This window comes from Bordetella tumbae (assembly GCF_965139195.1).
Classification (GTDB): Bacteria; Pseudomonadota; Gammaproteobacteria; order Burkholderiales; family Burkholderiaceae_B; genus Bordetella_A; species Bordetella_A tumbae.
Map to the genome: position 1 here is coordinate 13,715 of NZ_CBCSJH010000018.1, position 14,378 is coordinate 28,092.

At 60.8% G+C, this 14,378-nt stretch carries 11 protein-coding genes; 6 read left to right on the forward strand and 5 right to left on the reverse strand.

The genetic code is table 11. The annotated features are described in order from the left end of the window. Nucleotides 1-52: 52 nt before the first annotated feature. The 4 genes from ACNA0J_RS17935 to ACNA0J_RS17950 all read left to right on the forward strand — a co-directional run bounded on the left by ACNA0J_RS17935 (nucleotide 53) and on the right by ACNA0J_RS17950 (nucleotide 3,660). Entirely contained in the window at nucleotides 53-595 is a 543-nt protein-coding gene (locus ACNA0J_RS17935; RefSeq protein WP_415820291.1) for a GspL/Epsl periplasmic domain-containing protein, read from the forward strand. Continuing rightward, nucleotides 592-1,239 carry a type II secretion system protein GspM gene (gspM, locus tag ACNA0J_RS17940; RefSeq protein ID WP_415820211.1) on the forward strand — a complete coding sequence of 216 codons (648 nt, stop codon included), beginning with the start codon at nucleotides 592-594 and terminating at the stop codon, nucleotides 1,237-1,239. Before ACNA0J_RS17935 ends, gspM begins: the two co-directional genes overlap by 4 nt. Before the next feature lie 153 nt (nucleotides 1,240-1,392). Beyond that, on the forward strand, nucleotides 1,393-2,142 hold the full coding sequence (gene gspN / locus ACNA0J_RS17945) for a type II secretion system protein N (RefSeq protein ID WP_415820212.1): 750 nt from the start codon (nucleotides 1,393-1,395) through the stop codon (nucleotides 2,140-2,142). Between the two features lie 363 nt (nucleotides 2,143-2,505). Continuing rightward, nucleotides 2,506-3,660 (forward strand): glycosyltransferase, encoded by a 1,155-nt coding sequence (locus tag ACNA0J_RS17950; RefSeq protein ID WP_415820213.1) that lies wholly within the window; start codon nucleotides 2,506-2,508, stop codon nucleotides 3,658-3,660. An 81-nt stretch (nucleotides 3,661-3,741) separates the two neighbouring features. Here ACNA0J_RS17950 and gspE read toward each other — a convergent pair whose 3' ends face one another. Then, nucleotides 3,742-5,172, reverse strand: coding sequence for a type II secretion system ATPase GspE (gene gspE, locus ACNA0J_RS17955; protein WP_415820214.1), 1,431 nt, complete (start codon nucleotides 5,170-5,172; stop codon nucleotides 3,742-3,744). Then, nucleotides 5,169-7,769 carry a type II secretion system secretin GspD gene (gspD, locus tag ACNA0J_RS17960; RefSeq protein WP_415820215.1) on the reverse strand — a complete coding sequence of 867 codons (2,601 nt, stop codon included), beginning with the start codon at nucleotides 7,767-7,769 and terminating at the stop codon, nucleotides 5,169-5,171. The genes gspE and gspD overlap by 4 nt, the downstream gene beginning before the upstream one ends. 336 nt (nucleotides 7,770-8,105) lie before the next feature. On the opposite strand from gspD, the gene gspF reads away from it, so the two are divergent. Beyond that, the gene (gspF, locus tag ACNA0J_RS17965; protein ID WP_415820216.1) at nucleotides 8,106-9,314 is read left to right on the forward strand and encodes a type II secretion system inner membrane protein GspF; all 1,209 of its coding nucleotides are present in this window, start codon (nucleotides 8,106-8,108) and stop codon (nucleotides 9,312-9,314) included. Between the two features lie 64 nt (nucleotides 9,315-9,378). Here the strand turns inward: gspF and ACNA0J_RS17970 are convergent, their stop codons facing one another. The 3 genes from ACNA0J_RS17970 to ACNA0J_RS17980 are packed head-to-tail and all read right to left on the reverse strand — an operon-like array spanning nucleotide 9,379 to nucleotide 12,781. After that, nucleotides 9,379-9,717: a P-II family nitrogen regulator gene (locus ACNA0J_RS17970; protein WP_094838362.1), complete on the reverse strand. Its 339-nt coding sequence runs from the start codon at nucleotides 9,715-9,717 to the stop codon at nucleotides 9,379-9,381. Nucleotides 9,718-9,742: 25 nt separating this feature from the next. After that, nucleotides 9,743-11,392 (reverse strand): NAD+ synthase, encoded by a 1,650-nt coding sequence (locus ACNA0J_RS17975; protein ID WP_415820217.1) that lies wholly within the window; start codon nucleotides 11,390-11,392, stop codon nucleotides 9,743-9,745. 39 nt (nucleotides 11,393-11,431) lie between these two features. Further along, nucleotides 11,432-12,781, reverse strand: coding sequence for a mechanosensitive ion channel family protein (locus ACNA0J_RS17980; RefSeq protein WP_415820218.1), 1,350 nt, complete (start codon nucleotides 12,779-12,781; stop codon nucleotides 11,432-11,434). A 111-nt stretch (nucleotides 12,782-12,892) separates the two neighbouring features. On the opposite strand from ACNA0J_RS17980, the gene argH reads away from it, so the two are divergent. Next, nucleotides 12,893-14,317: an argininosuccinate lyase gene (gene argH, locus ACNA0J_RS17985; RefSeq protein WP_415820219.1), complete on the forward strand. Its 1,425-nt coding sequence runs from the start codon at nucleotides 12,893-12,895 to the stop codon at nucleotides 14,315-14,317. Nucleotides 14,318-14,378 lie beyond the last annotated feature (61 nt).

Consider the following 14,378-nt stretch of genomic DNA (forward strand, 5'->3'; position numbering starts at 1 on the left):
GATCNCCCCCGCGGCATGGATCGCAGGCGCGGCGCTGATCTGGATCGTCGGCTTGAACATTTACGCCGCTCAACTGGAGCACGAGACGCAGCAACTGCGGCAACACATGGAGCGCGACGTGCGCGACGCATTCCCCGACATCCCTGTTGTGCTCGACCCCGTTCGTCAAGCACAACAGGGCCGCGATGCCCTGCGTACAGGACAGGGAGACACCTCGGGCAAAGACCTGTTGTCGCTGGCCCGCATTGCCGCCCAGGTCTTGCCATTTGCCGCGGATGCGGTGGACCTGCTCGCCTACCAGAATGACGCACTGACCTTGACGTTGGACGACGGGTCGCAAGACAGCAGTCAGAGCGAGTCTGGATCGCCACCCGCGAACGAACTCGGCAATGCTCCGCCACCCGGCATCAAAGCAGCCGCGCGGGAATCCGGACGCCCGGCTTCGGCCTCGAATTCCCGGCCCGGCGACGTAAAAACCACTGCGGCAGACCGCGTGGCCGACACCGCTGCCATTTTGCAGCGCGCCTCTGCCTTGGGCGCGCGCGTCGAGCGCGACGACAAAGGCGCCTGGCGTATCACCCGAGCCGAACAATGAGTGTTTCCGATTCCCTCCGTAATTCCCTGGCCCCCTGGGTCCGTCGCGGTTCGACCTGGTATGGCCGAGCCGAATCCTGGTACCGCCAACGGCCGCGTCGAGAGCAACGTTTATTGGCCATAGCCGGTGGCGTGATAGGCGTTGCGCTGATTTTTCTGGTCCTGATCGAGCCGGCATGGACGACCATGACACGTGCCCAACAGCAACTGCCAGAGCTGCGCACACAAGCCGCCACCGTATCCGACCTGACGGCTCAAGTCCGTGCCCTGAGACGCCAAGGCAACCACGGCGCTAGCGAAGGCGCGCCTTCGATCGAGGAGCTCGGCACCAGCCTCAAACGCGAAGGGTTAAACGAGGAGAGCTGGTCCTTGTCCGAGGCACCTGCCGCTTCGGTGTTGAGCAGCAGCAATGGCCAGACCTCGCAAACCTACAGCAGCCAGGATCTGGCCACTCGCCAGGCCATCACACTGACGCTGAACGAAGCGTCCTCATCCGCCTTGTTCCGGTGGTTGGATACCTCCGCCCGCGATTGGCGCCTGTCCGTGGCCAAAGCCGAGCTCAGGCGTGCCCTGCACGTCACGGGCCGCCGCCTGCCAGGCCGCCTGAGCGGCACATTGATATTGCTGCCGGCCTCGCCATCGTGAGGCCTTCGGCCCCTGATCACCTCACCACGATGCGTCGAGCTGCATGCTTGACGTCATCGCTGTTGACTCTCGCAAACGTGTGCGAACCGCGCACGTGATTTGAACCCGCCTCCGTTGCCAGACCACGGACATTCCACGCCCAAGCCTTTCCTGATGCGCCTGTCACTTCCTTCATTCATCTCGGTGCCGCTGACCATCCTGGCGCTCTGCAGCGCCATCGTTGCCGCGCTATTCGTCCTGCCCGCACGCTGGCTGATGCTGGCCCTGCCTGACAACGCCATGGCTGCCATTGCTGACGCCAGCGGCACCGTCTGGCGCGGCAGCGCGCAAATCGCGCTCGGGCCCGATGGCGCACGATATCTGCTGCCCCAACCCGCGAACTGGCAATGGAATAACGGTGCGCTTGAGATTTCCCATCCCTGGCTGCGAGGCCCCGTCCGCGTCCAGCCCAGCTGGTCGGGCATGAAGGTGTCCGCTCAGAACCTACGCGCACCCGCCAGCGTCCTGACCGCGTTTGGCGCACCGCTGAACACGATTGCCCCCGCGGGCCAGATCAGTCTCGAATGGCAGAGCTTTATCATGGGTCACGTGCCGCAAAGCGGCAATCTCGCTACCGGTCGCTGGACACAAGCTGGGTCCGCGCTATCTCACGTACGCCCCCTGGGCGACTATCGCCTGCAAATCAATGCCAAAGACGGCAATGCCCAATTCACGCTAAGCACGGACTCTGGCGCTCTGCTCATCAACGGCCAAGGCCAGTGGCAAAAAGGCCGTATACGCCTGCAAGGCACAGCAGAGCCCGCCGACAGTGCTACCGACGCCCAACGCGCAGCGCTGACTGGTCTGCTCAGCGCGCTAGGCCCCGTTACCAAAGGCCAAAGCCGGTTTGGCACGCCGCGCTAGATCGCAGGCCGCTCAGGTGAACAGGAATCGCCTTGTTTACTTTTGATAACGATTCACCCCATTACCCGGTGATAAGAAGCACTTTTTCTGTCTAAAAAAAACGTGTGTTAGGACCTGTAAAACTCCGCATATGCCGCAACGCACAATGCTAGCCTGAGGTTTCTCGAATACGGTCAAGGAAAGCCCAATATCGTCCGGCGGGATGGCATCTCTGTCCGAACAATAAGTCACTGCTCGAATACGAGCATTCATACGTGACGATATGGCAAGCAGCTTGCCAACAGACGTCTTTATCGACGCAACCGTCGTCTCTACGATGCAGCTTCAAGATACCTCGCCGCCGGCGGCGTTTTGGCAATTTCCATGAATATCCTGTACACGAATTTCCACGCAGCGGCGACCATCGGTGGCCATTCGATCTATATCCTGTCGCTGCTGCGCGCCCTGGCCTCACACCACAATCTCGTCGTGGCTGTTCCTGATGGATGTGGCCTGGCGCGCATGGCGAGCGATATATCCAATGTGCGAGTCGTCGCACAAGAATATCCCAGCCGTTTTTTCAAGCGCCTGCGGGCCGCCTCTCAACTGCGACGCATTATTCGGGAACAGCAGATCGACGTTATTCACGTCAACGGCTCGGCTGATCATCGCACGGTGGTGCACGCTTGCGCGGGCCTGGGCCGCAAACGGCCTCGCATCGTTTTTACCAAACATAACGATCTGCCCATCTCGACGATCGGTGCCGCGCTGCGTGCCCGCCTCGGCACCGACCATGTGATCGGAGTGTGCCGCTACATCGAGCCCATGCTGCGCCAATCACCTTACACTCGCCTGCCTATCAGCATCATTGCCAATGGCGTATGTGGGCAGCGCTTCCAGCCCTACTCTACGAACCAGGCGCAGGCGGCCAGGCAGGCCTTGCTAGGGTCGCGCGCGGCCGATTGCCGGCTGCTGGTAGGCAGCAATGCCGGCACCAATGACTACAAAGGCTGGATGGATATGGTGCAAGGTCTCGCCGTGCTGGGAGAACAGGCCAAAGGCGTATACGTGGCACTGGCTGGCGCCTATCCAAACGCTGAGCAAATGCAGGCCTTGGACGCTACAGGATTGGCGGATCGCGTCATTTTCACTGGACCGTTGGATGATGTCAGGCCTTTCCTGGCGGCGCTGGATCTCGGCTTTGTCTTGTCGTACCGTGTCGAGACCATTTCGTTTGCGTGCCGCGAGATGATGGCGATGGGCTTGCCCGTCATCGTGTCCGATCAAGCTGGCCTGCCGGAAAACATTACGTCCGGCAGCGATGGTTGGATTGTTCCTCGCCGCGATCCACAGGCCGTGGCTGCAGTGATGAGAGACGTATTGCAAGGCCCTATCGACCTTAAAGCCATGGGCCACGCTGCACGGCGCAAAAGCATTGAGGAATTCAGTGTCGAAGCATTTTCCCGGCAGACCGAACAGGTTTATCTGAGCCTGGCGCGTGTGCGCGAGACGCCCAAACTTCAACCTCGCCTGAGCTGACAGCCCTGCCTCGGCGCCTGCCAGGAAAATCGGCACGCTGCATACGCATCAGTCGCAACGCGCACGCGTCATGACTCCCGGCTACGACTCGCGCGTCACGCGCAAGATTTCCTCAGGCGAGGTGGCGCCCGCATCCACCCAACGCTGCCCATCATCGCGCAGCGTCCGCATCCCATTGCATAAAGCCTGCTTGCGTATGGCCTGCTCATCACGCCCTTCGTGAATCAAATGGCGTACGTCGTCGTCCACGGTAAAGAGTTCGTGGATCCCCGACCGCCCACTGTACCCGGTGTGATTGCACGCCTCGCAACCGACCGGCCGATACACGACCTTTCCATCAGGTAGCGTTTCCGGTGCGCGGCACTCCGGGCACAGCTTGCGCACCAAACGCTGAGCCAGCACCCCTAGCAACGACGATGCCAGCAAGAACGGCTCGACACCCATATCGACCAGACGCGTCACCGCCGAGGTCGCATCGTTCGTATGCAGCGTCGCCAGCACCAAGTGCCCCGTCAATGACGCCTGCACTGCAATCTGCGCCGTTTCCAGATCCCGGATTTCACCGATCATGATCACATCCGGGTCTTGGCGCAAAATCGCACGCAGCGCCAGTGCAAATGTCATATCGATCTTGGCGTTGACTTGCGTCTGACTTATGCCGGGCAAGTCATATTCGATGGGATCCTCCACCGTCAGAATATTGCTCGTCGACGCATCCAAACGCGCCAGGGCCGCATACAAGGTCGTCGTTTTACCGCTACCCGTAGGCCCTGTCACCAACACAATACCGTGCGGCTGGCGGATCAGTTGATCCAACTGCGCCAGCACCGATGGGCTCATCCCCAGTTTTTCCAACTGCAGACGCCCGGCCTCTTTATCCAGCAGACGCAGCACCGCACGTTCGCCGTGACCAGTTGGCAAGGTCGATACCCGTACATCAATCGGGCGCCCGCCTACGCGCAACGCAATACGGCCATCCTGCGGCAAACGCTTTTCCGCGATATCGAGATGCGCCATGATCTTGATGCGCGAGATCAGCGCCGAATGCAGCGCCTTGCGCGGACTGACGACATCGCGCAAAACGCCATCTACGCGATAGCGCACCACCGAATGGGTCTCATAAGGCTCGATGTGCATATCGCTTGCACCATCGCGGGCCGCCTGCGCGAACAAGGCATTAATCATACGGATGACGGGCGCATCGTCCTGGGTTTCCAGCAGATCGGCGACCTCCGGAATATCCTGCATCAGACGATCCAGATCGATCTCGTTTTCAGCCACCCCCATCACAGAGGCGGCATCGGCCGTATCGCTGTAAGCCGCATTCAGCAACGTTTCCAGAGCATCGTCTGACACCTCGGTCACGGGCACGTCACCGTGACAACGCAGGATCTCGCGTATGGCCCACGATGGGGTACGCGCGCTCGTTGTCAATTTCGACGCTCCTGGACGCAATAGCAGCACCGCGCGTTGCGCGCGGGCCCAACTGTAAGGCAAGGGATATGCGTTCACAGATGCGTCACCAGCTCGGGCCGGAAACCCAGCTCCTTTAGCAGCGCAACAGCGGTATCGACCGTCGTCGCGTCGCGCGCCAATTCCGTGCGTACCACGTATCCCTGTCCGCCAGGGCCGACCTGGCTATAGGCATTCAAACCGCTCGTGCGTACACGCTGCACGATACGATTCGCTTCAGCCTCGTCCTGGACAGAGGCGAATTGCAGAACGGTGGTTTTCGACTCTTTTTCTGCATACAACGCCGAAGGATCCGTCGCAATACTGACGCCCAGCGGCAGACTCGCCCGAATAGGCAAGCTCGGATCCGAGCCGCCAAACGGCTGCGGCAGCTGACGCACCGCAAACGTCTGCACGGTTGTCGGCGGCTCACGGCGCATCGTAGTAGCCAACGCCTCTGGCCGCATGTCGTAATCGGCACCACCCACTGCCTGCACATTCGCCGGCGGCAGCAACGGCGCCTGCATATCGGGCAAAAGCCAATGTTTGCCGGGCTGCGCCTGACTTTGCAAACGGCGCATATAGTCATAGCGGTTGACCGTGACATTGGCACTGTCGCGCTTGTCACGCACCACATAGGGCCGCAAGAACACCATCAGATTCTTCTTCGTCCGCGAACGCGAGTCATAGCGGAACAATGCACCCAAGATGGGAATCTCGCTCAAGCCCGGCACGGCGCTGGTCGTCGTCGTGACGCTATCCTCCAGCAAGCCCCCCAGCACAATGATCTGGCCATCGTCGACAAGCACGCTGGTATCGATGGCACGCTTGTTCGTGACGATACCCGTGGTCTCGCTGGAGCTCGCTTGGTCAATGCTGCTGACCTCTTGATAAATGTCCAGCTTCACCGTGCCGCCTTCGGAAATCTGCGGACGGATATTGAGTTTCAGGCCGACATCTTCGCGCTCGATCGTTTGAAACGGATTGCTGCTGCCGTCGCTGCCAGAGGTCACGTATTGTCCCGTCACGAACGGCACAGTCTGCCCGACCAGAATGCTGGCAGACTCGTTGTCCAAGGTCAGCAGATTTGGCGTGGAGAGGATGTTGGCTTTACCCGTATCGTTCAACGCCCGCGCCAATACGCCCAGATTGATGAGTTCATTGCCCAACACATCCACAGTGCCCTTGACCACCCCCAGCGTGAGACCGCCTGCCAACTGGTCGATCGTAGTCGCGCCCGAGGACGATGTGCCGATACCGCTGCCGCCGAGATTGGTACCGCCGACAAAGCCGCTGCCGTCACTCAGATTGCCGCTGCCCGTCATCCACTGGATACCGAACTCTGCTGCCGCTTCGTCGTTGACTTCGACAATCAAGCTTTCCACCAACACCTGCGCGCGACGCTGATCCAGCTGATCGATCACTTCGCGCAGGCTGCGATACAGCGGCTCGGGCGCCGAAATAATGAGGGTATTGGTTGACGGGTCTGCCTGAATCGTAGCGCCTCCGCCAGAATATGATACGGCCTGAGATGAGCTCGTATCGCGTTCAATCTGATCCATGCTCAGCGAGTTGCCCGACGAGCTGCTGGAGCCGCTGCTTGTCGAAGTGCGGCTGGCCGTATTGCGCGATGAGCTATTGCGATTGCTATTGGCGCTCGTGTTGCTGCCCGCCGCCGCAGTCGTTTGCCCGGTCATCGCATTAGCGGCATTCGCCGCATTCAAAGACTGACTGTTAAGCAACCCGCCCAGGACTTCAGCCAGACGCGCTGCTTGCGCGTTGCGCAGATACACCACATGCAGATTGCCGGGCCGGGACTGCTCGGAATCCAGCTTATTGATCAAATCGCGTGCCAATTTAGTACGCGCCGGACTGCCAGAGCGAATCAACACGCTATTCGTACGCGGATCTGCCACCATGGATATACGCTGCGTCTGATCGCTGTTCTGCGCGTCCAGCAACTGTGTCGCCAGCGATGCCAGATCGCTCGCCACGCCATATCGCACGGCCACGACGTCGGTATCGATCGCACTGGGTACATCCACCCGCGCGATCACCTGGGCGATGCGGTCCAGATTGTCCGCGTAATCCGTCACGACCAGCGTATTGTTGCCGGGATAAGCATTGATGGGGTTGTTGGGCGGCACCAAGGGACGCAGCACCGGCAATAGATTCGCAGCGTTCTCGTACTTCAACGAAAACACGCGTGTCACGATCTCACTGCGTTGCGCCCCGCGCGCAAACTCCGCCACGGACACGGGCGCAAGCGAACCCGTGCGACGCAGTGCATCGGTGACGACCGGGCTGCCCTGCAGTTTGGCATCGGACTCCGGCACCACACGCGTCACGCCGTCGACCTCCACGATGGCATAGCCCTGCATACGCAAGGAACCCGCCAACATATTCAGCGCGGTCGTACGATCAACGGGACGGTCCGACACCAGCGTCAACTTGCCCTTGACGCGCGGATCCACCAGATAGTTGCGCTGCGTGAACAACGACAAGGCACGCAATACGGCAGGGATATCCGTATCGACAAAATTCAAACTCACCTTGTCACTGGTGGCCTGCGCCTGAGCGTAGACGACCGGCAAAGGCATCGCGAGTTGAGCGATGGCAAGCAGACAGGCCAGAGTAGTTTTTCGAACGCGACGCATGAACTCTCGGTGACTAAAAACGTAAAAGACAACGATCAGCAGCAACAAACATGCAACAAATCAACGGGTGAAACCCACCTGAAAACAATGAACGAACCACCTGTCCACTGCTATCCGACCGCGAGACAAAACGCCCGACATTGCGCCTTCGACATGACATTTTCATGACAGGCAATGTGATTACTTCGATTACGGCAACGCTTCCTGAAGGCAAAAAACTGACTCGCAACAATGAATTTCGCGGCCGAGTATACGGGGTACCTCTGCAACACCATTGTCATAATTCGGCGTCAATCTGGCGGCCTATAAATTCAAGAAATTCCAGGCTCTTTTTGCATGCCCTCATTTCGCTATGAAGCCACCGATCTGGTGGGAAAGATTGTCCACGGCACCCTCGATGCTGAAACCGAACGCGGTGCACGCAACCAGCTGCGTGCTCGCGGATTACTGCCCTTGTCCACGACCCTGGCGGCCTCGAGCCATGCTGCGGGAGCCAGTGTCCTGCAACGCCGCCTGTCCGATGGCGAACTGGCCTGGTTGACTCGACAGTTGTCCAGTCTGCTGGCAGCCCGCCTGCCGCTGGACGCTGCACTCAGCGCGACATTGGAACAAGCCGAAAGCCGGCACGTTGCCGGCGCGCTGACCGGCGTGCGCGACGAGGTTCGCGCGGGATTCCGCTTGGCCGATGCGCTGGCCACTCGTCCACGCGACTTTCCCGAAATTTATCGGGCGCTGGTTGCCGCCGGCGAAGAGTCCGGTGATCTGGCGCAGGTCATGGAAAAACTCGCCGACTACATCGAAGAACGCAATGCCCTGCGCAGCAAGGTGATGACGGCTTTCATCTACCCCGTCGTCGTGGCCTGTGTATCTGTCGTGATCGTGGCATTCCTATTGGGCTATGTCGTACCACAAGTGATCACCGCGTTTGATCATGCACACCAGCAACTTCCGTTGTTGACACGGGTCATGCTCACGCTCAGTGATTTTGTGCGCGATTGGGGCTTGGTCACCGGCGTGGCATGTGCCGCCCTGTTTGCGTTATGGCGCCTGACATTGCGCTCGCCCGCGCGCCGCATAGCGTGGCACGCCCGCTTGCTGCGCATGCCCTTGGCTGGCAAATTCGTGTTGGGCGTGGATGTCGCACGTTTCGCCTCGACGCTGGCGATCTTGAGCGGCAGCGGCGTCAGCCTGCTGGGTGCGTTAAATGCCGCGCGCCGTACATTGGGCAATGATCGCCTGCGCAGCGCCGTAGACGAGGCCACAGAACGCGTACGCGAAGGCGCGCCGCTGGCTGCCGCGCTGGCCGCGCAAAAAGTCTTTCCGTCTTTGTTGATTCACCTGATTGCCAGCGGCGAGAAAACCGGCCGTCTGCCGGAACTGCTGGAACGTGGTGCGCAGAACTTGTCGCGCGACCTGGAACGCCGCGCCATGGCCATGACCGCCCTGTTGGAACCCATGTTGATTCTGATCATGGGCGGCTTTGTGCTGCTGATCGTGCTGGCTGTGATGATGCCGATCCTGGATATGAATCAGCTCGTGCGTTGAAAGAGAGACCTCATCCCCCGCATCGACACTGCACCGGACTCACTCAAGCCCCGGCGCCTATCATTTACAGGGCTTGTTCACCGTTTTCACCCGTACGGATACGAATAGCCTGTTCGACCGGCGAGACGAAAATCTTGCCGTCGCCGATCTTGCCGGTGCGGGCGGCCTTGATGATGGCCTCGATCGCGGGCTCGACCATCTCGTCGCCCAACACCACCTCGACACGGATCTTGGGCAGGAAGTCGACCACATATTCGGCACCCCGGTACAACTCGGTATGTCCTTTCTGGCGGCCAAACCCCTTGACCTCGGTAACCGTCAGGCCGCTGACGCCGACCTCGGCGAGGGCCTCGCGCACCTCGTCGAGCTTAAAGGGCTTGATGATGGCAGTGACTTGTTTCACGTTATTCTGATCCTGAAGAAAAAACTTAAACGGTTTCCCGAAACCCATTAGTGACAGGATAGCGCCAATCCCGGCCAAACGCCCGCGGCGTAATACGCGGCCCCGGAGGTGCCTGGCGGCGCTTGTATTCGTTGATGCGAATCAAACGCACGATCTGCTCGACAGCCGGCTGCGGAAAACCCGCCGCGGCAATCTCGGCTGCGGACTCATTGCGCTCCATATAGCGCTCCATGATGCCGTCCAGGATGTCATACGGCGGCAAACTGTCCTGGTCGGTCTGATCCGGCCGCAGTTCGGCCGAAGGCGGACGCGTGATGATGCGCCGCGGGATGACCTCGGTTTCACGGTTGCGCCACTCAGCCAGTCGATAGACCAGGGTTTTCGGCACGTCCTTGATCACCGCGAAACCGCCAGCCATGTCGCCGTACAACGTGCAATAGCCCGTCGTCAGCTCAGACTTGTTGCCGGTAGTCAGCACCAGACGGCCAGTCTTGTTCGACAGGGCCATCAACAGGGTTCCCCGCACACGGGCCTGGATGTTTTCCTCAGTCGCATCGATGGGCAAGCCGGCAAACTGCGGCGCCAGCATGCTCTCGAATGCCTCAAAGGCCGGGGCAATGGCAATATCGTCGTGTTGCACACCCAGCCGCTGCGCCATATCGGTCGCATCCGTCTGGGAAATATCTGCGGTATAGCGCGACGGCATCATCACTGTACGCACGTTTTCGGCGCCCAGCGCATCCACCGCCACGGCCAGCACCACGGCCGAGTCGATCCCGCCCGAAAGCCCGATGATGGCGCCCGGAAAACCATTTTTGCCCAGATAATCCCGCACGCCCAGCACCAGCGCGTTCCAGACTTGTTCTTCGAGGCAATAGGGCTTGACGTCGGCATGGGCGGACACCGGCCGCACCGCGCCCGCTGCGTCCACCTCGACCACGTTCACGCCTTCGGTGTAGTCCGGCAGGCGGGCGGCCGATTGTCCCTGGGCATCCAGGGCGAACGAGGCGCCGTCAAATACCAGCTCGTCCTGCCCGCCCACCATATTCGCGTAGATCACCGCACAACCCGTGTCCTGCACACAACGGCGCGCGACCTGCAGACGCTCGTCCTGCTTGCCCGTGTTGTAAGGCGAGGCATTAGGCACCAGCAGCACCTGCGCCCCCGCCTGCGCTGCGGCCCGGGGAGCCCCCTCGAACCAGATGTCTTCGCAGATATTGACGCCAAAACGCACGCCTTTGACCTCAAAGACCAGCGCGTCATCGGCGGCGGTGAAATAGCGTTGCTCGTCGAAAACCGAGTAATTCGGCAATTCGCGCTTGCGATATACCCCAACCACTCGCCCCTCGCACAGCACCGTGGCCGCGTTATAGAGGTTTTCACCCTCAGCCAGCACATGGCCGACCACCAGATGCAGTCCGGTCAGACCGGCAGCATCCTGGCGCAACTGATCCAGCGCTGCCTCCTGGCTATCGACAAAATGCGGCCGCAGCAGCAAATCCTCGGGCGGATAGCCCGTCAGTACCAACTCGGGCGTGACCAGAATATCGGCGCCCTGCTCATGCGCCGAGCGGGCGGCCTTGAGCACACGGGCGGCATTACCGGCAACATCACCCACATAAGCGTTGATTTGCGCGATTCCTACGCGGGCAACGCGGTTTGACGACGGTTCCAAAATGGGGATTCCCAATCGGTTGAAGACAAAAGGAAAAAATTATCGCATGCCTGCGCCGCCGCCTGGCTCCCAACCCGCCTCGGCCGACCCCGGATGCCCCTGCAAGGCACGCTCTCGCATCAATTCGTGCTGGATTGCCCGTCCCAGTCCGTCGCCCATGGCACCCACGTCGGCCCCCGAGGGCTGCTGGTACAGGCGCAGGCCCAGTTCAGGCAGAATCGCCAGCATATGATCAAAGATATCGCCCTGAATCCGCTCAAACTCGACCCAGGCCGTCAGCGCCGTAAAGCAATACACCTCAACCGGAATCCCATCTGACTGGGGCTCCATCATGCGCACCATCTGGGCCATATCGTGGCGAATTTCGGCATGCTGCTTGATAAACGCCAGCGCGTACGCCCGAAAGGTGCCGATATTCGTCAATCGGCGGCGATTGGCGGGGACCAGGGCCAGTTCGCCGCCCAGTTGGCTATTGGCTTGCTGCAGATCCGTTTGTTTGGCCGTCAGGTAATCCCGCAACAGGCGGAATCGCATCAGCCCCTGGGCTTCGTCATCGGTCAGAAAGCGCACCGAGGTCGCATCGACGCGCAGCGTACGCTTGATCCGCCGCCCGCCCGACTCGAACATCTGCCGGTAATTGCGGTAGCTTTCCGAAAACAGCTTATACGTGGGGACGGTCGTCACGGTGTTGTCCCAGTTTTGCACCTTGACCGTATGCAAAGCGATATCACGCACAAACCCGTCGGCATTGGCCTGCGGCATCTCGATCCAGTCACCGATGCGCAGCATATCGTTAGAGGTCAGCTGGGTACTGGCGACAAAAGACAGCAAGGTGTCCTTGAACACCAACAGCAACACCGCAGAAAGCGCTCCCAGGCCGGAAATCATCCACAGGGGGGAACGATCCAGCCCAATCGACAGCACCAATACGGTGCAAATGGCCACCAGCATCAGCTTGCCGATCTGGATATAACCCTTGATAGAGCGAGTTTGCGCCTTCGTCGTCGCCGAATAGGTATCCTGCAACGCGCTGAGCACGCCGCCGATGGCCATAAAGACACAGATCCATGCCGCCGCATGCGCCAGCCGGCCGACCACACTGACAGCCCGTTCCATGTGCGGCACGAGGCCCACACCCAATGACACCACCGCAAATGGGACGGCATACCAGGCATTGTGATACGCCCGCCGCCGATGCAGCGCCTTGTCCCAGTTGTCGCGCCCGGTCAGAATCAGCAACCGGTGAGCGCAGAACAGCACGATCCGCGCCACGACCCACTGCGCGATCAACGCCGTCACGACCAATGCGCCGATGCCTACCAGCGTCTGTGCCCAAGCCTCGTGGGGTACGTACTCTCCCAGTCTGACCACCAAGCGATCCCAATCCAAAGCCTAGACTCCCTCGTCATTGCAGATGGCGAAATTATCCAACAAGTCCCCCTCATTCGGGGCATTCCCGCCAGCCGCTGTCCCCGGCCTGGCTCTATAATCCCGCCCATCATGGCAAAAACACCCAACTCCGACCAAAACCAGTTCGCCAACAAGGCGCAAGCCTGGTCCGCCCGGTTCTCTGAGCCGGTTTCCGATCTCGTCAAACGCTACACCGCGTCCGTGGATTTCGACAAGCGCCTGGCGCGCTTTGACATCCAGGGTTCGCTGGCGCACGCCGACATGCTGGCCGCCCAGGGCATCATCAACGCCCAGGACCTGGCCGATATCCAGCGCGGCATGACCCAGATCCTGTCCGAAATCGACGCCGGCAGCTTCCAATGGCTGCTCGATCTCGAAGACGTCCACCTGAACATCGAAAAACGCCTGGTCGAGTTGGTGGGCGATGCCGGCAAGCGCCTGCATACCGGCCGTTCGCGTAACGACCAGGTCGCGACCGACATCCGCCTGTGGTTGCGCGCCGAAATCGACACCCTGATCGACTTGCTGCGCCAACTGCGCCATGCGCTGGCCACCGTCGCCCTGGAACACGCCGGCACCATCATGCCCGGCTTTACCCATCTGCAAGTCGCCCAGCCCGTCACATTCGGCCACCATCTGCTCGCCTACGCCGAGATGTTCGGCCGCGACACCGAGCGCCTGGCCGACTGCCGCCGCCGCGTCAATCGCCTGCCGCTGGGCGCAGCGGCCCTCGCCGGCACCTCGTTCCCGATCGATCGCGAGCGCGTGGCCAAGACGCTCGGCTTTGACGGCGTCTGCCGCAACTCGCTGGACGCCGTATCCGACCGCGACTTTGCCATCGAATTCTGCGCCGCGGGCGCGCTGATCATGACGCACGTCTCGCGCCTGTCCGAGGAACTGGTCCTCTGGATGAGCCCGCGCGTGGGCTTCATCGACCTGGCCGACCGTTTCTGCACCGGCAGCTCGATCATGCCGCAAAAGAAAAACCCCGACGTCCCCGAGCTGGCACGTGGCAAGACCGGACGCGTCAACGGCCATCTGGTCGCCCTGCTGACCCTGATGAAAGGCCAGCCCCTGGCCTACAACAAAGACAACCAGGAAGACAAAGAAGGCCTGTTCGACACCGCAGACACCCTGCGCGACACGCTGACCATCTTTGCCGACATGGCTGGCGGCATCAAGGTCAAATCGGACAACATGCGCGCTGCCGCATTGCAGGGCTTTGCCACGGCGACCGATCTGGCCGACTACCTGGTCAAGCGCGGCGTGCCTTTCCGCGATGCGCACGAAGTCGTGGCCCATGCCGTGCGTGATTGCGAACAACGCGGCTGTGACCTGGCCGACCTGTCCACCGCCGACCTCAAGGCCTACCATGCCAGCATCGACGAGGACGTCCACCAGGTGCTGACCCTGGAAGGCTCGGTAGCGGCACGCAAACACGTCGGCGGCACCGCCCCCGAACGCGTCGCCGAAGAAGCCCAACGCGTCCTGACGGAAACGGCACAGCAAGGCTGATTTCCTGCAAACCTGCCTTATCCCGAGGCCCCTTTATATCGCTCTTTACCGGGGCGGCATT